The organism is Streptomyces sp. NPDC027185 (assembly GCF_055567035.1).
On record NZ_JBVHRF010000001.1, the window covers coordinates 324878 to 344340 of the forward strand.

General features: G+C 70.8%; 18 protein-coding genes. 6 read left to right on the plus strand and 12 right to left on the minus strand.

The window, feature by feature from the left end; genetic code table 11:
• Positions 1-102 precede the first annotated feature (102 nt).
• From qcrB to ctaE, 4 genes are all read right to left on the minus strand, one after another.
• Complete coding sequence (qcrB, locus tag ACZ4M8_RS01390; RefSeq protein WP_467602364.1) at positions 103-1740, minus strand: cytochrome bc1 complex cytochrome b subunit; 1638 nt, start codon at positions 1738-1740, stop codon at positions 103-105.
• A complete protein-coding gene (qcrA, locus tag ACZ4M8_RS01395) occupies positions 1737-2798 on the minus strand; it encodes a cytochrome bc1 complex Rieske iron-sulfur subunit (RefSeq protein WP_467602365.1) in 1062 nt (353 codons plus the stop codon). The genes qcrB and qcrA overlap by 4 nt, the downstream gene beginning before the upstream one ends.
• Complete coding sequence (gene qcrC / locus ACZ4M8_RS01400; RefSeq protein ID WP_467602367.1) at positions 2795-3604, minus strand: cytochrome bc1 complex diheme cytochrome c subunit; 810 nt, start codon at positions 3602-3604, stop codon at positions 2795-2797. The genes qcrA and qcrC overlap by 4 nt, the downstream gene beginning before the upstream one ends.
• A gap of 79 nt (positions 3605-3683) precedes the next feature.
• Positions 3684-4304, minus strand: a complete 621-nt coding sequence (gene ctaE / locus ACZ4M8_RS01405; protein ID WP_399092162.1) for an aa3-type cytochrome oxidase subunit III — start codon at positions 4302-4304, stop codon at positions 3684-3686.
• Positions 4305-4602: 298 nt separating this feature from the next.
• Between ctaE and ACZ4M8_RS01410 the strand changes: the two genes are divergently transcribed.
• A complete protein-coding gene (locus ACZ4M8_RS01410; RefSeq protein ID WP_467602369.1) occupies positions 4603-5004 on the plus strand; it encodes a response regulator transcription factor in 402 nt (133 codons plus the stop codon).
• 19 nt (positions 5005-5023) lie between these two features.
• Here ACZ4M8_RS01410 and ACZ4M8_RS01415 read toward each other — a convergent pair whose 3' ends face one another.
• The 4 genes from ACZ4M8_RS01415 to ctaC form a co-directional block, all read right to left on the minus strand.
• Complete coding sequence (locus ACZ4M8_RS01415; protein WP_450958847.1) at positions 5024-6298, minus strand: L,D-transpeptidase; 1275 nt, start codon at positions 6296-6298, stop codon at positions 5024-5026.
• A gap of 113 nt (positions 6299-6411) precedes the next feature.
• The gene (locus tag ACZ4M8_RS01420; protein ID WP_399092153.1) at positions 6412-6810 is read right to left on the minus strand and encodes a cytochrome c oxidase subunit 4; all 399 of its coding nucleotides are present in this window, start codon (positions 6808-6810) and stop codon (positions 6412-6414) included.
• Complete coding sequence (ctaD, locus tag ACZ4M8_RS01425) at positions 6807-8543, minus strand: aa3-type cytochrome oxidase subunit I (RefSeq protein ID WP_399092150.1); 1737 nt, start codon at positions 8541-8543, stop codon at positions 6807-6809. The genes ACZ4M8_RS01420 and ctaD overlap by 4 nt, the downstream gene beginning before the upstream one ends.
• Positions 8540-9508 carry an aa3-type cytochrome oxidase subunit II gene (ctaC, locus tag ACZ4M8_RS01430; RefSeq protein WP_467602372.1) on the minus strand — a complete coding sequence of 323 codons (969 nt, stop codon included), beginning with the start codon at positions 9506-9508 and terminating at the stop codon, positions 8540-8542. Before ctaC ends, ctaD begins: the two co-directional genes overlap by 4 nt.
• A 316-nt stretch (positions 9509-9824) precedes the next feature.
• Between ctaC and ACZ4M8_RS01435 the strand changes: the two genes are divergently transcribed.
• The gene (locus ACZ4M8_RS01435; RefSeq protein WP_467602374.1) at positions 9825-11216 is read left to right on the plus strand and encodes an aminotransferase class V-fold PLP-dependent enzyme; all 1392 of its coding nucleotides are present in this window, start codon (positions 9825-9827) and stop codon (positions 11214-11216) included.
• A 254-nt stretch (positions 11217-11470) separates the two neighbouring features.
• Here the strand turns inward: ACZ4M8_RS01435 and ACZ4M8_RS01440 are convergent, their stop codons facing one another.
• Positions 11471-12445 (minus strand): carbohydrate kinase family protein, encoded by a 975-nt coding sequence (locus ACZ4M8_RS01440; protein WP_467602376.1) that lies wholly within the window; start codon positions 12443-12445, stop codon positions 11471-11473.
• 137 nt (positions 12446-12582) lie between these two features.
• Between ACZ4M8_RS01440 and ACZ4M8_RS01445 the strand changes: the two genes are divergently transcribed.
• On the plus strand, positions 12583-12810 hold the full coding sequence (locus tag ACZ4M8_RS01445; protein WP_467602378.1) for a hypothetical protein: 228 nt from the start codon (positions 12583-12585) through the stop codon (positions 12808-12810).
• 198 nt (positions 12811-13008) lie between these two features.
• Positions 13009-14499, plus strand: coding sequence for a DNA polymerase III subunit gamma/tau domain-containing protein (locus ACZ4M8_RS01450; RefSeq protein WP_467602379.1), 1491 nt, complete (start codon positions 13009-13011; stop codon positions 14497-14499).
• A gap of 180 nt (positions 14500-14679) precedes the next feature.
• Here the strand turns inward: ACZ4M8_RS01450 and ACZ4M8_RS01455 are convergent, their stop codons facing one another.
• Positions 14680-15036, minus strand: coding sequence for a HesB/IscA family protein (locus ACZ4M8_RS01455; protein ID WP_399092132.1), 357 nt, complete (start codon positions 15034-15036; stop codon positions 14680-14682).
• A gap of 353 nt (positions 15037-15389) precedes the next feature.
• On the opposite strand from ACZ4M8_RS01455, the gene nadA reads away from it, so the two are divergent.
• Complete coding sequence (gene nadA, locus ACZ4M8_RS01460) at positions 15390-16568, plus strand: quinolinate synthase NadA (protein WP_467602381.1); 1179 nt, start codon at positions 15390-15392, stop codon at positions 16566-16568.
• A gap of 64 nt (positions 16569-16632) precedes the next feature.
• Here the strand turns inward: nadA and ACZ4M8_RS01465 are convergent, their stop codons facing one another.
• Complete coding sequence (locus ACZ4M8_RS01465; RefSeq protein WP_467602383.1) at positions 16633-18006, minus strand: hypothetical protein; 1374 nt, start codon at positions 18004-18006, stop codon at positions 16633-16635.
• A 54-nt stretch (positions 18007-18060) separates the two neighbouring features.
• Positions 18061-18222, minus strand: coding sequence for a hypothetical protein (locus tag ACZ4M8_RS01470; RefSeq protein WP_467602385.1), 162 nt, complete (start codon positions 18220-18222; stop codon positions 18061-18063).
• A gap of 217 nt (positions 18223-18439) precedes the next feature.
• On the opposite strand from ACZ4M8_RS01470, the gene ACZ4M8_RS01475 reads away from it, so the two are divergent.
• Positions 18440-19318 carry an MBL fold metallo-hydrolase gene (locus tag ACZ4M8_RS01475; protein ID WP_467603421.1) on the plus strand — a complete coding sequence of 293 codons (879 nt, stop codon included), beginning with the start codon at positions 18440-18442 and terminating at the stop codon, positions 19316-19318.
• Positions 19319-19463 lie beyond the last annotated feature (145 nt).

Below are 19463 nucleotides of genomic sequence, written 5' to 3' on the forward strand. Positions count from 1 at the left end.
CCCTATCGACCCGCGGAACGGCCGGAGGGCCCCGTCCGGTGTCCGGACGGGGCCCTCTGGGTGGCGTCTCACTACCGCCGTGTCCTCACGGCGGCTCGGTGATCAGTGGTGGCCGTGGCCGCTGCTGATCTCCTTGTACTCCTCGACGGTCGGCTTCGGGATGACGTTGTCCTCGCCGTAGTACGCCTTCGAGAGCTTGGCACGCAGCTTCTGCGACCGCGTGGCCTTGCGCTCGACGCCGTTCTCGTCGACCTCGGGCTCCAGCTGAAGCGGCGCGGGCTGCTCGTGCTGGGTGAGGACGTGCAGCTGCTCCTGGCTGAGCGGCTCGTGGACCTCGATGAACTCACCGTGCGGCAGCCGCTTGATGATGCCCGACTCGCGGCCGTGCAGCACCTTGTCCTTGTCGCGGCGCTGCAGACCCAGGCAGATCCGCTTCGTCGCGATGAACGCCAGCACCGGGCCGACGAAGAACGCGATCCGCACGAACCAGGTGATCGAGTTGATCGACAGGTGGAAGTGGGTCGCCCACAGGTCGTTACCGCCACCGATCAGCATCACGAAGTACGCGACCAGCCAGGCCACACCGAAACCGGTACGGGTCGGGGCGTTGCGCGGACGGTCCAGGATGTGGTGCTCACGCTTGTCACCCCGCACCCAGGACTCGATGAACGGGTAGACCGCGATGGCCACCAGCACCAGCGGGAAGATCAGGATCGGGATGAGCACACCGAAGTTGATGGTGTGACCCCAGAAGTTCCACTCCCAGCCCGGCATGACGCGGACGAGACCCTCGGCGAAGCCCATGTACCAGTCGGGCTGGGCGCCGGTGGACACCTGGTCCGGACGGTAGGGGCCGATGGCCCACACCGGGTTGATGCTCGCGATGGCCGCGATCACCGAGATGACACCGAAGACCAGGAAGAAGAAGCCTCCGGCCTTGGCCATGTAGACCGGCAGCAGCGGCATGCCGACGACGTTCTTGTTGGTCTTGCCGGCACCCGGGAACTGCGTGTGCTTGTGGTAGAAGACCAGGATCAGGTGGGCCACCAGCAGACCGAGCATGATGCCCGGCAGCAGCAGCACGTGCACCGTGAAGAACCGCGGGATGATGTCGTGCCCCGGGAACTCCCCGCCGAAGATGAACATCTGCAGGTACGAGCCGATCAGCGGCATCGCCAGGATGACACCCTCGATGAACCGCACGCCGGTGCCGGAGAGCAGGTCGTCGGGGAGGGAGTAGCCGGTGAAGCCGGTGAACATGCCCAGCACCAGCAGCAGGAAGCCGAACAGCCAGTTGACCTCGCGCGGCTTGCGGAAGGCGCCGGTGAAGAACACCCGCATCATGTGGACCATCATGCCGGCCAGGAAGATCAGGGCCGCCCAGTGGTGGATCTGCCGGATCAGCAGACCACCGCGGACATCGAAGCTGATGTCCAGGGTCGACTCGAACGCCTGGGTCATCCGGATCCCGTGCATCGGCACGTAGGAGCCGTGGTAGGTGACCTCGGCCATGCTCGGGTGGAAGAACAGCGTCAGGTAGACGCCGGTCAGGATGATGATGATGAAGCTGTAGAGGCAGATCTCACCCAGCATGAAGGACCAGTGGTCCGGGAAGATCTTGCGCATGTTGGACTTGGCGAGGCTGTAGATGCCCAGCCGGCCGTCCGCCCAGTCGGCGATCCGCTCGCCCCGCGGCGCCTGGCCGCGACGCGCGGTGGTCGCGCTCGTCTCGTTACTCATCCGCGCTCCCAGAAGCTCGGGCCGACGGGCTCCGCGAAGTCGCTGACGGCTTCGAGGTAGCCGTCCTTCACCGTGATGTGCAGCTGCGGAAGCGCGTGGCCCGCGGGGCCGAAGATCACGCGACCGCCGTCGGACAGGTCGAAGGTGGACTGGTGGCACGGGCAGAGCACGTGGTGGGTCTGCTGCTCGTACAGGCTGATCGGGCAACCGACGTGGGTGCAGATCTTCGAGTACGCCACGATGCCCTCGTGCGACCACTCAAGTTCCTGCTTGTCCTTGATGTTCTGCGGCTGGATCCGCACGAGCATCAGGGCGTCCTTGGCGATCTTGCTGTTGAACTCCTCGTCGTCCTCCTCCAGGCCCTCGGGCTTGGCGAACGTCAGGGAGCCAACCGCGATGTCCTCGGGACGCAGCGGCAGGTTGGTGGACTGGTTGACCAGGCGGATGCCCTTCTTCCAGCCCGTGGTGCGCAGCTTCTTCTCGGGCAGCGGCCCGAGGTCGCGCAGCAGGACGACGCCGGAGAGCGGCACCAGGGCCAGCGCACCGAACATCGTGTTGCGGATCAGCTTGCGGCGACCGAAGCCGGACTCCTTCGCGCCCTGCGCGAAGTCGGCGAGCACCTTGGCCTTGACCTCGGGCTCCGCCTCGATCGGGTGCCGGTCGTCGGCGATCTCCTCGTCCGACATCAGCGTGCGGGCCCAGTGGACCGCACCGGCGCCGATGGCGAAGAGCGCGACACCCAGGGTCAGACCCAGGGAGAAGTTCAGCGCGCTGATGTGCCCGATCGGCCAGATGTAGACGATCTTGTCGATCGGGAAGATCACGTACGACGCGATGAACGCGACGGTCGCGAGCATCGACAGGAGGAAGAAGTAGGCCACGACGCGCTCGGAGCGCCGGGCGGCCTTCTCGTCGATGTCCTGGATGCGGTGCTCGTGCGCGGGCAGACCCGGATCCGCGAAGGGGTTGTCCGCCTTCGCCGGCGCACTGTCGTGAGCGGTGCGCTCACTCGGAAGGGATTCTTCTGGCACGTCTGCGTGTCGTCCAGTCTCACTCATGACTTCTTGGCCTTCGTAGTCCGGGCAGCGACCCAGATGGCGACCGCGACCAGCGCGCCCAGGCCGAAGATGTAGCCGAAGAGACCCTCACTGACCGGACCGAGACCACCGAGGTCCAGGCCACCGGGGCTCGCGGTGTCATCGCCGTTGACGGCGCCGAGGTACGCGACGATGTCCTTCTTGTTCTCCGAGGACAGCGTGCCGTCACCGAAGGAGGGCATGTTCTGCGGGCCGGTCTGCATGGCCTCGTAGATGTGCTTGGGGTCCACGCCCTCCAGCGTCGGCGCGAACTTGCCGTTGGTCAGGGCGCCGCCCTTGCCGGTGAAGTTGTGGCACTGCGCGCAGTTGGTGCGGAACAGCTCGCCACCCTTGCCGACGTCGGCGCCGTCCGGGCTGTACTGGTCCTTGCCCGGCACGGCGGGACCGGCGCCCAGCGACGCGACGTACGCCGCCAGCTGGTCGGTCTGCGCCTGGTTGTAGATGGGCTTCTTCCGCGGCACCTGGGCACCGGGCTGCTGGGCCGGCATACGGCCGGTGCCCACCTGGAAGTCGACGGCTGCGGCGCCGACACCGACCAGGCTCGGGCCGTCGGACGAGCCCTGACCGCCGGTGCCGTGGCAGCTGGCGCAGCCGACGGCGTAGAGCTTCTTGCCCTCCTTGATGGCAAGAGACTGGGCGGTGTCATCGGCCTGAGCCTTGTCCGCCGGCGCGAACGCGGCGTACAGCCCCCCAGTGACCGCCAGCGCGAAGAGTAGGACGACGAGCGCCGCCAGCGGATGGCGCCGTCGTGCGGAGAGCTTTTTCACGGATTACCCCGGTGTCAGGATCTTCTGCGTCGATGCTTTGGCTATGTCTGTCTGAACTGCGGTTCCCGGTCGGGACCGGTTACCGGATCAGGTAGATCGTGGCGAAGAGGCCGATCCAGACGACATCGACGAAGTGCCAGTAGTAGGACACGACGATGGCCGCGGTGGCCTGTTCGTGGGTGAACCTCTTGGCCGCGTACGTCCTGCCCAGGACCAGCAGGAAGGCGATCAGACCGCCTGTCACGTGCAGACCGTGGAAGCCGGTGGTCAGGTAGAACACCGAGCCGTAGGGGCCGGACGAGAGCGAGAGGCCCTCGTGCTTGACCAGTTCGGTGTACTCGTAGACCTGACCGCCGATGAAGATCGCGCCCATGATGAACGTGATCACGAACCACGTACGGAGCTTCTTGACGTCGCCGCGCTCCGCCGCGAAAACACCGAGCTGGCAGGTCAGCGAGCTGAGTACCAGGATCGTCGTGTTCGTCGCGGAGAACGGAAGGTTCAGCGCATCGGAGGTTTCCTTCCAATACTCGGCACCGGTCACCGATCGAAGGGTGAAGTACATCGCGAAGAGGGCCGCGAAGAACATCAGCTCGGAACTCAGCCAGATGATGGTTCCGACGCTGGTGAGATTCGGTCGATTGACCGACGGGTGCGCGTGCCCGGTTTCTACTGTCGTTGCTGTCGCCACGACCGACATTATGTCGGTCGCTTATCCCGCCCTCACTCCGGGGGGTGCCGTTCGGTGTGTCAAGGCCGTATGCCCTGCTCCCGCGGGCCTCTTCCGGCTTCCCCCGAAGGAGGGAAGCGGGCGCCGCCGCGGGGCCCGGGTGCCGTACCGTGGCCAGTCCTGACGGGCCGTCGGACAGATCTTGACGGCGTACGGACCCTCCTGTCGGCGGCCCCTGCGGGAGTAGCATCCGAGCGCCCCCTACGGCGGGGGCGTCCGCCGCACGGGCGCCGCCCCGGTCCGTACCGCTTCGAAGCGTGGAGGAACGATGCAGGCGACTGCCACGGTGCTGGTCTACAGCGACAACGCCACCACCCGCGAGCAGGTGAGGCTGGCCGCCGGGCGGCAGCCGGCATCCGATGTCCCGCCGGTGGAGATCCTGGAGTGCGCGACCCTGCCGGCCGTCCTGGAGGCGCTGGAGCAGGGCGGTATCGCCGCGTGCGTGCTGGACGGCGAAACCGCGCCGGCGGGCGGGATGGGCGTGTGCCGGCAGATCAAGGACGAGATCTACCGCTGCCCGCCGGTGCTGCTGCTCATCGGGCGCCCGCAGGACGCCTGGCTGGCCACCTGGAGCCGCGCGGACGCGGCGGTGACGCATCCGGTGGACCCGGTGGCGTTCGCCGACGCGCTGGCGTCCCTGCTGCGCGGACGGGTTCTCACGCGCAGCTGAGCGGCCGTCTGAGGCGCCCTCAGACCTCGGGGCGCAGCCGGGCCGCATCCGCGGGCTCCCGCTGCCGCTCGGCCGCCCCTGTGGTGGTGGCGGCGCCGTTCCTGAGGGCGCTGCCCTCGCGCCATTCCTGCCAGGGCATGTTCCAGTCGCCGAAGCCGTTGCCGAAGGGCGCCATGTCCTCGCCGCCGCTGTTGACGACCTTGACGATGTCGCCGACGCGCACGGTGTTGAAGAACCACTCGGCGTCGCCGGTGGACATGCCCGTGCAGCCGTGGCTGACGTTGGCCGCGCCCTGCGATCCCACGGACCAGGGCGCGGCGTGCACGTACTCGCCGCTGGTGGTGACCCGGGTCGCCCAGTAGACGGGCAGGTCGTAGGAGTCCGAACTGCCGTCCGGGATGCCGATGCTGCCGCTCGTCATCCGGACGAAACTCTCCTTGGCGAGGACGACCTTGACGCCGTTACGGGTGTCGAAGCCGGGCTTGCCGGTGGTGACGGGCAGCGTGTTGATCTGCCGGCCGTTGCGCAGCACCGTCATGGTGTGGGACGCCGCGTCGGTGATGGAGACGACCTTGTCCCCGGTGGTGAGTTTCACCGGCTTGGCGGGGCCGCCGTAGAGGCCCTTGGAGATCTTCAGGCCCTCCAGGTTGCTGTGCACCTCGATGGCGGCGTGCGCGGGCCAGTACTCCTTGGGGCGGAAGTGCAGGGTCTTGCCGTCGACCCAGTACCAGGAGCCCTGGACGCGGGGGGTGGAGTCGACCTTCAGGGCGCTCTCGACGACCGCGCGGGCCTGCGGGTCCTTGATCTCCCGGCTGAGCTTGGCGGTGACCGGCTGGCCGACGCCGTACTCGCCGCTGTCCGGGCCGAAGGTGACCTGGAGCCGGTCCCCGCCGCCCCTGGTGGCGACGTGGAGCGTCTTGCGGCCGGGGTCACCGTCCTCGTTCTCGGTGCTGACCTGCACCGTGTAGCGGACGCCGGCGGCGAGCGGCACGGTGGTGCGCCAGTGCTTGCCGTCGGCGGTCAGCTCGCCGCGGATGGAGCGGCCGGAGGCGTCGGTGGCGGTGACGTCCGTGATGCGCGCCTCGTCGTCCGTGACGGACACTTCGAGCGGCTTGTTGGGGTCCGCCTTCCGTGTCCCGTCCGGGGTGTTGGACGTGATCTGGTCGGCCGCGTCGTAGGGGTTTGCGGAGAGCGATTCCGACGACGAGCCCCCGCACGCGGTGGCGGACACCGCGAGGGGCACGAGCAGGAGGCCGCAGCTCAGCACCGTCCGGGTTCGGGGTCTGGGACTCATGTACCAAAAATATGGAGAAATCCCGGGAGCGGCGCGCTGGAGGACTGCAAACGGGGCGGGCCCGGACACCAGTTGAGGTGTCCGGGCCCGCCCTTACGGCACGAGTGCCGTGGTCACTGCGTGCGGTTCTCGCCGCGGTAGTACTCGAAGACCCAGCCGAACAGGCCGACGAGGATGACCGGTGCCGAGAAGTAGATCAGCCACCAGCCGAAGACGACGCCCATGAAGGCGAGGGCACCGCCGACGGCCAGCGAGAGCGGCTGCCAGCTGTGCGGGCTGAAGAAGCCCAGTTCACCCGCGTCGTCCGCGACCTCGGCGTTCTCGTTGTCCTGCGCGCCCGCGTCGACCCGCCGGGCCGTGAAGGCCAGGTAGTAGCCGATCATGATGCACAGACCGAACGCGAGGAACAGCGCGGTGGTGCCCGCCGGCTCCTTCGACCAGACGCCGTAGACGACCGCCATGGCGAGGACGAAGACGGAGAGCCAGATGAACATCTTGCCCTGGATCTTCACTTGCCAGCCTCCTTGCCGCCGGCGAGAGCCTTGTCATCCGCCGAACCGTGGCCGTTCTGGAGGGCGTCCAGCGCGGCGATCTCCGGGTGGTGCAGGTCGAACGCCGGGGATTCGGACCGGATGCGCGGCAGCGTGAGGAAGTTGTGCCGCGGCGGCGGGCAGGAGGTCGCCCACTCCAGGGAGCGGCCGTAGCCCCACGGGTCGTCGACCTCGACCTTCTTGCCGTACTTGGCGGTCTTCCAGACGTTGTAGAAGAACGGCAGGATCGACAGGCCGAGCAGGAAGGACGCGATCGTCGAGATGGTGTTCAGCGTCGTGAAGCCGTCGGCCGCGAGGTAGTCCGCGTAACGACGCGGCATGCCCTCGACACCCAGCCAGTGCTGCACGAGGAACGTGCCGTGGAAGCCCACGAACAGCGTCCAGAACGTGATCTTGCCGAGGCGCTCGTCCAGCATCTTGCCGGTGAACTTCGGCCACCAGAAGTGGAATCCGGAGAACATCGCGAAGACGACCGTGCCGAAGATGACGTAGTGGAAGTGGGCCACCACGAAGTACGAGTCGGAGACGTGGAAGTCCATCGGGGGCGACGCCAGGATGACGCCGGTCAGACCACCGAAGGTGAAGGTGATCAGGAAGCCGATCGCCCAGAGCATCGGCGTTTCGAAGGACAGTGAGCCCTTCCACATCGTGCCGATCCAGTTGAAGAACTTCACACCGGTCGGGACCGCGATGAGGAATGTCATGAACGAGAAGAACGGTAGAAGTACGCCGCCCGTCACATACATGTGGTGCGCCCAGACCGTCACCGAAAGACCGGCGATGGAAATCGTCGCGGCGATCAGACCGATGTAACCGAACATCGGCTTCCGGGAGAAGACCGGAATGACCTCGGAAATGATGCCGAAGAACGGCAGCGCGATGATGTACACCTCGGGGTGTCCGAAGAACCAGAAGAGGTGCTGCCAGAGCAGTACGCCGCCATTTGCCGCGTCGAATACATGGGCACCGAACTTACGGTCCGCCTCCAGGGCGAACAGCGCGGCGGCCAGGACCGGGAAGGCGAGCAGGACCAGGACACCGGTCAGCAGCACGTTCCACACGAAGATCGGCATACGGAACATCGTCATGCCGGGGGCGCGCATGCAGATGATCGTGGTGATGAAGTTGACCGAACCGAGGATCGTGCCGAAGCCGGAGAAGGCCAGACCCATGATCCACATGTCGGCGCCGACGCCCGGCGAGCGGACGACGCCCGACAGCGGGGAGTAGGCGAACCAGCCGAAGTCGGCCGCACCCTGCGGGGTGAGGAAGCCGGCCACCGCGATCAGCGAGCCGAAGAGGTACAGCCAGTACGCGAACATGTTCAGCCGCGGGAACGCCACGTCGGGCGCGCCGATCTGCAGCGGCATGATCCAGTTGGCGAATCCGGCGAACAGCGGCGTCGCGAACATCAGCAGCATGATCGTGCCGTGCATCGTGAACGCCTGGTTGAACTGCTCGTTCGACATGATCTGCGTGCCCGGACGGGCCAGCTCGGCGCGCATGAGGAGCGCCATCACGCCGCCGATGCAGAAGAACGCGAACGAAGTGACCAGGTACATCGTGCCGATCGTCTTGTGGTCGGTGGTGGTGAGCCACTTGACCACGGCGATGCCTGGTTGCTTCTTCCGTACGGGCGGTGCTGCCGGAGCCGAATCGGCGGCGGCACCCTGGGGTTCGTTGAGGATGCTCACTTGGTCTTGGTCTCCGCGTTCCTGGCGTGGGCCGTCTGGTCCTCGCCCGACGGCAGGTAGCCGGTCTGGCCCTTCTTCGCCAGGTCCTTCAGGTGCTCCCGGTACTTCTCGGGGGAGACGACCTTGACGTTGAAGAGCATCCGGGAGTGGTCGACGCCGCAGAGCTCGGCGCACTTGCCCATGAAGGTGCCCTCCTTGTTGGGGGTCACCTCGAAGACGTTGGTGTGTCCCGGGATGACGTCCATCTTCATCAGGAAGGGCACCACCCAGAAGGAGTGGCTGACGTCACGCGAGGTCAGGATGAACTGGACCCGCTCGCCCTTGGGGAGCCAGAGCGTCGGGCCCGGGTTACCGGTGTCGGGGTCCCGGGTGGCGGGGGTACCGGCGTCGTGGACGCCGTCGGCGCCGGCCGGGAAGCCCTTCTTCCACTTGTCGGGGATCGCCTTGAGCTGCTTCAGCTCTTCCTTGTTCGCGGCGGTGGACTTGTTGCCGTCCACGTCCTCGACGTAGTTGAACGCCCAGCTCCACTGGAAGCCCACCACGTTCACCACGTGGGCCGGCTTCTTGGACGTCTTGAGGAGTTCGCTCTCATCGCGCGCGGTGAAGTAGAAGAGCACCGCGATGATGATGAACGGAACGATGGTGTACAACGCCTCGATCGGCATGTTGTACCGGGTCTGTGCGGGGACCTCCACCTTGGTCCGGCTGCGGCGGTGGAAGATCACGCTCCAAATGATCAGGCCCCAGACCAGCACGCCCGTTGCGAGGGCGGCGGCCCAGGAGCCCTGCCAAAGAGAGAGGATCCGCGGCGCCTCGTCCGTGACGGGCGTCGGCATACCGAGGCGGGGGAAGTCCTTTGATGTGCAACCAGTAGCGGTCGCCAGGACCAGGCCCGCAGCAAGCACCTGCGGCAGCTTCCGCCGCATCGGGCGCCGCGACGAGCGGTCGGAGCCGTTGGGACTCACGTAGCGCCTTCCCGAGAGTCTCGCCCGCGAGACCGGCTGCGGCCGTCTCGCTGGTCGGTCGCCGGCCCTGGCGCGGGCAGGGGTTTGGATGTTTATGCGGACCAAACCCTACTGGACGCTATTTGAGGGTGCGCGGGGAGGGTGCCCAACGCGGCGCGTCACTCCCCGAAGGGGTGGTTCCGGCAGGTCCGCGGCCTCCTTCCCGCCCCCGAATGCCCGCCTTCCCCCGGGATCTGACGCCCCGCCCGGGACCGCCGGGCGGCCCCCCGCGGCGGGGGTCGCCGCGGCTCCTCGGGCGGCCGCTACCGTCTCGTACGTGCCTTACTTCGACGTCGCGTCCTCCGCTCCGCTGCACCCCGTCGCCCGGGAGGCGTTGCTCGCCTCGCTGGACGAGGGCTGGGCCGATCCGGCCCGGCTGCACCGGGAGGGGCGGCGGGCGCGGATGCTGCTGGACGCCGCCCGGGAGGCCGCCGCGGAGGCGCTGGGGTGCCGGGCCGACGAGCTGGTTTTCACCCCTTCGGGTACGCAAGCGGTGCATTCGGGCATCTCCGGCGTGCTGGCGGGGCGGCGGCGGACCGGCCGGCGGCTGGTGCGGTCGGCCGTGGAGCACTCCTGTGTCCTGCACGCGGCGCAGGTGCACGAGGCGGCCGGCGGGACGGTGGCGGAGGTGGGGTGCGACCGTACGGGGCGGGTCGCGGCGGCCGCGTTCGCGGCGGCGCTGACGCCGGACACCGCGCTGGCGGCGCTGCAGTCCGCCAACCACGAGGTGGGCACCGAGCAGCCGGTCGCGGAGGTGGCCGAGGCGTGTGCGGCGGCCGGGGTGCCGCTGCTGGTGGACGCGGCGCAGTCGCTGCCGTGGGGACCGGTGCCGGGCCCGTGGTCGGTGCTGGCGGGCAGCGCGCACAAGTGGGGCGGTCCGCCCGGGGTGGGGCTGCTGGCCGTACGGAAGGGGACGCGGTTCGCGCCGCGGGGGCCGGTGGACGAGCGGGAGTCGGGCCGCTCCCCCGGTTTCGAGAACGTACCGGCGATCGTGGCGGCGGCCGCGTCGCTGCGGGCGGTGCGGGCGGACGCGGCGGCGGAGGCGGAGCGGTTGCGGGGGCTGGTGGCGCGGATCCGGGAGCGGGTGCCGGCGCTGGTGCCGGATGTGGAGGTGGTGGGCGATCCGGAGCGGCGGCTGCCGCATCTGGTGACGTTCTCCTGTCTCTACGCGGACGGGGAGTCGCTGCTGCACGGTCTCGACCGGGCCGGGTTCTCGGTGTCGTCCGGCTCGTCGTGCACCTCCAGCACGCTGACGCCGAGCCATGTGCTCAAGGCGATGGGGGTGCTGTCCGAGGGGAACGTCCGGGTGTCGCTGCCGTCCGGGACCTCGGCGGACGAGGTGGAGCGGTTCCTGGACGTGCTGCCGGAGGCGGTGCGGGAGGTGCGCGCGGCGCTCGGCGCGCCGGGGCGGGCCGCGGCGCCGGCGGGCGGGGAGCCCGGGTCGCTGGTGGTGGACGCGCTGGGCGAGCGGTGCCCGGTGCCGGTGATCGAGCTGGCGAAGGCGGTCGGCCGGGTGCCGGTGGGCGCCACCGTGACGGTCCGCTCCGACGACGAGGTGGCGGCGCTGGACATCCCCGCCTGGTGCTGGACGCAGGGTCAGGAGTACGTCGGCGAGCGGCCCCTGGAAGGGGAGCCCGGCGCCGCGTACGTGGTGCGGCGCCGGGTGTGAGGGGACGGGCGGACGGGCAGGGCGGGCTCCCGGGCGGACGCGCCGCCGTGCCCGCGCTCTTCGCCGGACTGCGGGCGGGCGCCGGGCCGTACGCGGGAACCGGTCCCTCCCCGGGAACCGGTCCCTCCCCGGAGTGAGGCACGGGCCGCGCCCCGGGCTGGGCATGCCGCGGCCCCGTGGTCCTCGCCTGGGGCGGGGCACGGGGCCGCGGTCACACCTCGGGGCGGCGCAGGTTTCCCCGACGCCGGGGAAGGTCAGGCCAGGTGCTGCTGGATCTCGGCGGCGGCCTCGTGGCCGTACGCCTTGGTGAAGCGGTCCATGAAGTGGCTGCGGTGCAGCTCGTACTCCTGGGTGCCGACGGTCTCGATGACGAGGGTGGCGAGCATGCAGCCGACCTGGGCGGCGCGCTCCAGGCCGACGCCCCAGGCGAGGCCGGAGAGGAAGCCGGCGCGGAAGGCGTCGCCGACGCCGGTCGGGTCGGCCTTGGTGTTCTCCTCGGGCGTGGCGACCTCGACGGCCGGCTCACCGGCGCGTTCGATGCGGACGCCGTTGGCGCCGAGGGTGGTGACGCGGGTGCCGACCTTGGCGAGGATCTCCTCGTCGCTCCAGCCGGTCTTGGACTCGATGAGGCCCTTCTCGTACTCGTTGGAGAAGAGGTAGGCGGCGCCCTCCATGAGGGTGCGGATGGCCTCGCCGTCCATGCGGGCGATCTGCTGGGAGAAGTCGGCGCCGAACGGGATCTGGCGGGTGCGGCACTCCTCCGTGTGGCGGATCATCGCCTCCGGGTCGTCCGCGCCGATGACGACGAGGTCGAGGCCGCCGACGCGCTCGGCGACGGTCTGCAGCTCGATGAGGCGGGCCTCGCTCATGGCGCCGGTGTAGAAGGAGCCGATCTGGTTGTGGTCGGCGTCGGTGGTGCAGACGAAGCGGGCGGTGTGCAGCACCTCGGAGATGCGGACCGAGCGGGTGTCGACGCCGTGACGGTCGAGCCAGGCGCGGTACTCGTCGAAGTCGTTGCCCGCGGCGCCCACCAGGATCGGTGTGGCGCCGAGCTGGCCCATGCCGAAGCAGATGTTGGCGGCGACGCCGCCGCGCCGGACGTCGAGCTGGTCGACGAGGAAGGAGAGGGAGACCGTGTGCAGCTGATCGGCGACCAGCTGGTCGGCGAAGCGGCCGGGGAAGGTCATCAGGTGGTCGGTGGCGATGGAGCCGGTGACTGCGATACGCACGGCTGTCTACTCCTGCGGAGGCGTAGGGAGGGGCGGGCGTTGCACCACGCTACCCGCTCCCCGGGGCCTCTCCCACCTGCCGGAACTACCCCATAGTAGGGCTTTCCCGACTGGTTCCGGATGCGTACGGTTCCGGTATGACCAAGCCTGTGAAGCACGTCACCTCCCCCACCGGTGCCCGGCGCCCGGACGCCGCCGAGCCCGAATCGCTGGACCAGCTGCGCGGCGACTGCGCGCGGATGGCGCCGCGCTGGCACTCGGCGCCCGCCGCTCCCCCGTCACCCCGCGCCGCCGAACTGCGCGGGGTACGCGTCCCGGAGCGGTCCGCGGCGCTGGTGGACGGTATGGCGGAGTACGGGGACTGAGACCGGGTAGGGCCGGGCCGGGACGACGGCGCGCGCCCCGGGCCCGTGCGGCGGTGCGCCCGGGTCCGCCCGTCATCGCAGGCGCCGCCCGCGGTGCCGGGCGCACCGGCCGGGAACCGCCCGCGCCCCTGCGGCGTCCCACCGGTGCCCTCCCCCGCGGAGGGCGTACGACGACGGCGGAGCCGAAGGAGCGATGCGGTGAACAGCGAGGACACCACCCCCGAATCGACCGGTGCCACGCGGTCGCGGCGGAACCGGGTCGCGGTCGTCTCGGTGGCCGCGGCGGTGCTGGTGGCCGGTGGCGGGGCCGCGTACTGGGCCTCGGCGGCGGGCGGCGACGGCCCGGAGCGCGGTACGGCGGGCGGCCCGCCGCCCCTGGTGCTCGACGGCTACCAGGGCCGGGGGCAGATCGCCGCCGGTGAGCCCAACCCGCAGGGTGCCGCGTACCGGCCGGTGAAGGCGCTGCCGGACGGGCCCGGCGCCGCGCCGGTGTACCGGCCCCGGGGCGGCGTGGCGCCGGATGCGGTGAAGCGGCTGGCGAAAGCGCTGGATGTGGCCGGAAAGGTCCGGTCCGAGGGCACCACCTGGAAGGTCGGCGGGCCGGCGCGGGACGGCCGGGGCCCGGTCCTGACGGTCTCCAAGACCGGCTCGGGCTCCTGGACGTACTCCGCGTACGGCACGCCCGGCGGCACCAACTGCGCGCTGCCCGCCTCCCCCGGCGGCGGATCGGACGGCGGGGCGTCACAGGCGCCGGGGTGCCCGTCGTACCGGGGCGGGCCGGACGCCGCGACGCGGGACGACGGCAGCGGCGCGGGCGCCGTTTCGCAGGACGCGGCGGTGCGGGCGGTGCGGCCGGTGCTGGCGGCGCTGGGTCAGTCCGACGCCCGGCTGGACGCGCACGGGCTGTCCGGTGCGGTGCGCACGGTGCGGGCCGATCCGGTGCTCGGCGGGCTGCCGACGTACGGCTGGCAGAGCGACCTCCAGGTCGGCGCCGACGGTCAAGTGGTCGGCGGCAGCGGGCAGTTGGCGCGTCCGGTGAAGGGTGCCGAGTACCCGGTGCTGAGCGCGGAGCGGACGCTGGCGCGGCTCAACTCCCGCGACGGGAGCCACACTCCGGGCGACTGCCCGTCGTCGGGCGCGGCGCCGGGGAGGTCCGGCGGTATCGCACGGTGCGAGCCGGCGCCGACCCGGGCGCAGAAGCCGGCCCAGGTGACCGGCGCGGTCTTCGGACTGTCGGTGCAGTACGTCTCGGGCGGTCAGGCGCTGGTGCCGTCGTGGCTGTTCGAGGTGCGGCAGCCGGGCGCCGGCGACGGTCCGGACGCGGCGTCGACGGTGGCGCACCCGGCGGTGCAGCCGCAGTACCTGACGCACCCCGGCGACGGGCCCGCGAAGGGGTCGCCGGCGCCGTCCGGACAGCCGGGCGCGATGGCGGCGGAGGCGTACGCGGTCTCCGACGGTGGCCGGAAATTGACGCTGCACTTCTGGGGCGGCGTGTGCAGCACGTACACGGTGCGCGTACGGGAGTCGGAGGCGGCGGTACGGACGGAGATCACCGGCAGGGCGAAGAAGCCGGGGCAACTCTGCGTGAAGAGCGCGAAGGAGTTCACCCGGTCCGTGACGCTGAAGGCGCCGCTGGACGACCGGAAGGTGCTGGACGCCTCGACGGGTGAGCCGGTGCCCGCGCAGTAGCCCCGGCGGCCCGGCGGGCGCGCCCGTCCGGGCCCCGGCCGTGCGGGCCGGCCGGATCTCCCCGTCCGGCCGGTCCGCGCGGCGGGGCCGGGCGGGGCGCGCCCGGGGACGTACGGCGAACGGCGGAAGGCGGCACCCTCGCGGGATGCCGCCTTCCGCCGTCTGTCGTCCCGCAGCCGGTCAGCTGAAGGAGTCGCCGCAGGCGCAGGAGCCGGTGGCGTTGGGGTTGTCGATCGTGAAGCCCTGCTTCTCGATGGTGTCGACGAAGTCGATCGAGGCACCGCCGAGGTACGGGGCGCTCATCCGGTCGGTGACGACCTTGACGCCGTCGAAGTCCTTGATCACATCGCCGTCGAGCGAGCGCTCGTCGAAGAAGAGCTGGTACCGCAGGCCGGAGCAACCGCCGGGCTGCACGGCGACCCGCAGGGCGAGGTCGTCGCGACCCTCCTGCTCCAGCAGGGCCTTCACCTTCGACGCGGCCGCGTCGGACAGGATGATGCCGTCACTGACGGCGGCCTTCTCGTCCTGCACGCTCATCTGATCTCTCCCGGGTTGTACGGACCGCTTGTCAACGGATGCACCCAACTGCAACCGGCGTCGTCCCGGATTAATTCCGGCTGCGCGCGTGGTGGTGGGGCCCTTCCGGGCCGCCCCGGCCGGGCTCCGCTGACCTTCCCTCCTCATGCTCGCACACCTGCGCACGGGGCCGCTGTGACGCCCGGGAACGGCGGGTACGGATGCGTCACATCGACACTATGGCCATCGTCAAAGTGACGTGAAGCGGATATCATAGATAGCGTCAAATAGACGAAAAGGGTCCGGCGGCACCTCCGCCCGGACCCCGGTGCGGCCCCCGCCGCGCCCACCGAGGAGAAGAGAGGGTGCGTGTCGTGACCACCGCCCAGCCCCTGGACGTAACGCCGAGCCCGCTGGCGTTGCTGTTGCTCGGCCGCGAGGCCGACCCGAAGAGCGAGCGTGGCGTGGAGTGCCCCGGCGACCTCCCGGCCCCGTCCGACCCGGATCTGGTCGAGCGTGCCCGCGCGGCCAAGGCGGCGCTCGGCGACAAGGTGTTCGTGCTCGGCCACCACTACCAGCGCGACGAGGTGATCGAGTTCGCCGATGTCACCGGCGACTCCTTCAAGCTCGCGCGGGACGCCGCCGCCCGGCCGGACGCCGAGTACATCGTCTTCTGCGGTGTGCACTTCATGGCGGAGTCCGCCGACATCCTCACCGGCGACGACCAGCAGGTCATCCTGCCGGACCTGGCCGCCGGCTGCTCGATGGCGGACATGGCCACCGCCGAGCAGGTCGCGGAGTGCTGGGACGTGCTGACCGAGGCGGGCGTCGCCGGGCGGACCGTGCCCGTCTCGTACATGAACTCCTCCGCCGACATCAAGGCGTTCACCGGCAGGCACGGCGGGACGATCTGCACCTCGTCCAACGCGAAGCGGGCGCTGGAGTGGGCGTTCGCACAAGGGGAGCAGGTGCTGTTCCTGCCCGATCAGCATCTGGGCCGCAACACCGCCGTCCGGGATCTGGGCATGTCCCTGGACGACTGTGTGGTCTACAACCCGCACAAGCCGAACGGCGGGCTGACCGCCGAGGAGCTGCGGGCCGCGAAGATGATCCTGTGGCGCGGGCACTGCTCGGTGCACGGGCGGTTCTCGCTGGAGTCGGTGAACGACGTCCGGGCCCGCATACCGGGCGTGAACGTGCTGGTCCACCCCGAGTGCCGGCACGAGGTGGTGGCCGCCGCCGATCAGGTGGGGTCGACGGAGTACATCATCAAGGCGCTGGAGGCGGCCCCGGCCGGGTCGAAGTGGGCGATCGGGACGGAGCTGAACCTCGTCCGCCGGCTGGCGAACCGTTTCGCCCCCGAGGGCAAGGAGATCGTCTTCCTCGACCGGACGGTGTGCTTCTGCTCGACGATGAACCGCATCGACCTGCCGCACCTGGTCTGGGCGCTGGAGTCACTGGTCGCCGGGAAGACCGTCAACCGCATCGAGGTCGACCAGGAGACCGAGCACTTCGCCAAGCTGGCGCTGGAGCGGATGCTGGCGCTGCCGTAGCCGGACCGCGCGCCCGCCGGGGCCGCGTCCGCCCGGGGGCCGGGCGGACGCGGCCCCGTTTTCGTCAGCCGGTGTACACCACCGTCACCGGCGCCGTGTTGTTCCGCTGCCAGGGGTCGGTCGCCGGGTCGGACGGTGCACGGACCTCGCCCCGGGCGCCGTCGACCCGTTCGTCGATACGGACGGGCAGGACGGTGCCGTACGAGGTGAAGGGGCACACCGCCGTCCGGCGGCCCGTCGCGCGGCAGAAGGTCAGCTCGCTCGGGTACTGCGCGGGGTCGGCGGACGCCGTGCTGAGGCCCTCGGGCAGGGTGACCCGCACCTCCTCACCGGCGAAGTCCTTCGCGAACGGCACATCGGCCATGACGGTCCTGCCCACGGCGCCCTTGATGGGGAAGGGGACGGCCCGTACGTCGTCGACCCGGTCGGTGGTGAACTCCCGGCCGGAGAAGGCCGTTCCGGCGGAATCGTTGCTGTCGGCCGTGAACTCCTCGCCCCGGCCGTCCACGGGGCGCAGCCCGAGCACCGCGCCCGTACCGCGCGGGGACGACGGGCCGAGGAGGGGGCCGTACCGCGCGTCGGAGCGGTCGTGGGCGCGGTACACGGCGTAGTCGAACCGGCCGCGCTGCGCGCTCTCGTCGGCGACGGCCAGGAGGGGGGCGTCGGTCTCGTAGGCGGTGCCGGGGCGCAGTGCGCCGGGGAAGGCGCACTCCGCGCGGGTGGGGCGGACGGGCTTGTCGTAGCGGCAGTTGCGGTAGCGGGGGCGGAGCGTGGCCTGTTGGGTGGTGACGGTGACGACGGTGCCGTCACCGGTGCCGGTGTCGCCCTGGTTGCCGAAGGCGGGCGTCAGCCGTATCTCGCCTCCGGGTGCCACGTCCGTCACGGGCTCGTTCTGCCGGGCGGTCAGGCGGGGTGCGCCGACGACCAGCTCGGTGGTGTGGTGCACGGTGGCGGCGTTGGCGCTGGTCACGGTCATCTTCATGGGTCCGGCCGGGCCCTGCGGCGCGTCGCGGAGGACCTCCGGTGTGAACGGGGTGAAGATCGCGCCTTCGCCGGACTTGATGTCGTCGAGGGCGCAGACCACCTCGTCGCCGGAGCGGACGCAGCCGTAGCCCTTGTTCACCCAGCCGATCTTCGCGCGGCGGGCGAAGGCGGACAGGTCGAGCGTCACCTTGACGCCCCGCACGGCCGGCCCGGCTTTGCCGCCCGGCTTCTCCGGGGCCTTCAGAGTGATCTCGTACGGGCTGGGCCGGTGCTCCCCGTCCGGGCGCGGCAGGTAGTACGTGTGGATCGCGTACGTGAGGTCCAGCCGCGCCCGGGGGGAGCGCCGTCCGGCGTCCGGTGCCCCGCCGCAGGCGGCCACGGTCAGGCCGAGGACGCTCAGCAGCAGCGCCGCCCAGGCCCTCGGCCGGTGTCGTGCCGTTCCCGTTGCCTTCATACGGGAACAGACTTCCGGACCCGCCGTACGGTTGCGGCCGCCGCGGGCTCCGGCTCAGGAGAAGACGAAGGCCAGCACGGCCAGTGCGAGCAGCAGTGCCCAGGGCTCCCAACGGGCGAGGAGGCGCAGGGTGTCGAGGCTCGGCAGGCCCCCGCCGGAGCCGCGCGACGCGCCGGAGCCGCTCTCGGAGGTGGCGTCGCCGGTGTCGTCGCTCATCGCGCCATCGTAGCCACGGCCGTGCGGGCGCGGTCCGTACGGGACCCGTCCCCCCCGCCCGCGGACACGGCCTGGGAGCCCCCGGGTCAGAGCGGCCACGACCAGCAGAAACAAGGTCCTGTCCCCCTTCCTCTTTCCTCGCGTGGTGCGGAAGTCTCGGGCCCGGGAAGTGAAGGACCGATAGGTCACAGGGGTCGAGGAGGCGGACGTGGCGGGCATGGCGGACGGCGGGGACTGGTACGTGGACGGCCGGTGCACCAACTGCGATGTGGCGCGGCAGCTCGCGCCGGAGCTGATCGAGGAGATCGGCCGCAGGTCCGAGGTGGTCCGGCAGCCGCGCGACGCGGCGGAGGAGCGGCGGATGCACGCGGTGGCGTTCGCCTGCCCGACGCGGTCGGTGCGGCGGCGCGGCGGGCGGGTGGCGGCGGAGCACGATCCGTACCCGCTGCGGCTGGACGACGCGGTCAGCCTGTGCGGGCACAACTCGCCGCGCACCGCGGGCGCCAACGCGTATCTGCTGCGGCGGCCGGACGGCACCCGGGTGATGATCGACACGCCCCGGTTCGCCGAACCGCTGGCCGCGCGGTTCACGGCGGACGGGCCGGTGACCGAGGTGCTGCTCACCCACCGGGACCACGCCGCGCACGGCCGCCGCTACGCCGACCGCTTCGGGGCCCGGCTGTGGATCCACGAGGGCGATCTGGACGCGGCGCCGGACGCGGATCAGGTCCTGCGGGGCACCGGTCCGGTGGAGATCGCCGAGGGGCTGGTGGCCCATCCGCTGCCCGGCCACACCCGCGGCAGTGTGCTCTACATCGCGGACGACCGGTACTGCTTCAGCGGCGACAGCTTCTACTGGTCGCGGACGACCGGCGATCTGGAGGTGGCGGAGAGCGTCACCTGGTACTCCGTCACCGAGCTGGCCGCGTCGCTGGCCCGGACCGCCGACCGGCTGCGGTTCTCCTGGCTGCTGCCCGGACACGGCGACCGCAAGCGGCTGCCGGAGGCGGAGATGGCCCGCCGGCTGCGGGAGTTGACCGAGCGGGCGCAGCAGATGCGGCCCCGGCCGGTGGATTTCACGGCGCTGCGGTGGTGAGGGGGGGCGGTGGTCCGGGCGAGGTGGTGACGGGCGGGAGCAGGTGACGGCGGGGGCGCCGGTGCGTCGGCCGGAGGGGGCCGCGCCAGGCCGCCCCGGACCGGGCCGTCCGGCCCGGCCTGCCCCGGGCCCGCCGCACCCCACA

Coding starts and splice junctions, on each gene's coding strand:
- qcrB (WP_467602364.1), bottom strand. CDS start 1,740: ATGAGTAACGAGACGAGCGCGACCACCGCGCGTCGCGGCCAGGCGCCG.
- qcrA (WP_467602365.1), bottom strand. CDS start 2,798: ATGAGTGAGACTGGACGACACGCAGACGTGCCAGAAGAATCCCTTCCG.
- ctaE (WP_399092162.1), bottom strand. CDS start 4,304: ATGTCGGTCGTGGCGACAGCAACGACAGTAGAAACCGGGCACGCGCAC.
- ACZ4M8_RS01410 (WP_467602369.1), top strand. CDS start 4,603: ATGCAGGCGACTGCCACGGTGCTGGTCTACAGCGACAACGCCACCACC.
- ACZ4M8_RS01415 (WP_450958847.1), bottom strand. CDS start 6,298: ATGAGTCCCAGACCCCGAACCCGGACGGTGCTGAGCTGCGGCCTCCTG.
- ACZ4M8_RS01445 (WP_467602378.1), top strand. CDS start 12,583: ATGACCAAGCCTGTGAAGCACGTCACCTCCCCCACCGGTGCCCGGCGC.
- ACZ4M8_RS01455 (WP_399092132.1), bottom strand. CDS start 15,036: ATGAGCGTGCAGGACGAGAAGGCCGCCGTCAGTGACGGCATCATCCTG.
- ACZ4M8_RS01465 (WP_467602383.1), bottom strand. CDS start 18,006: ATGAAGGCAACGGGAACGGCACGACACCGGCCGAGGGCCTGGGCGGCG.
- ACZ4M8_RS01470 (WP_467602385.1), bottom strand. CDS start 18,222: ATGAGCGACGACACCGGCGACGCCACCTCCGAGAGCGGCTCCGGCGCG.
- ACZ4M8_RS01475 (WP_467603421.1), top strand. CDS start 18,440: ATGGCGGACGGCGGGGACTGGTACGTGGACGGCCGGTGCACCAACTGC.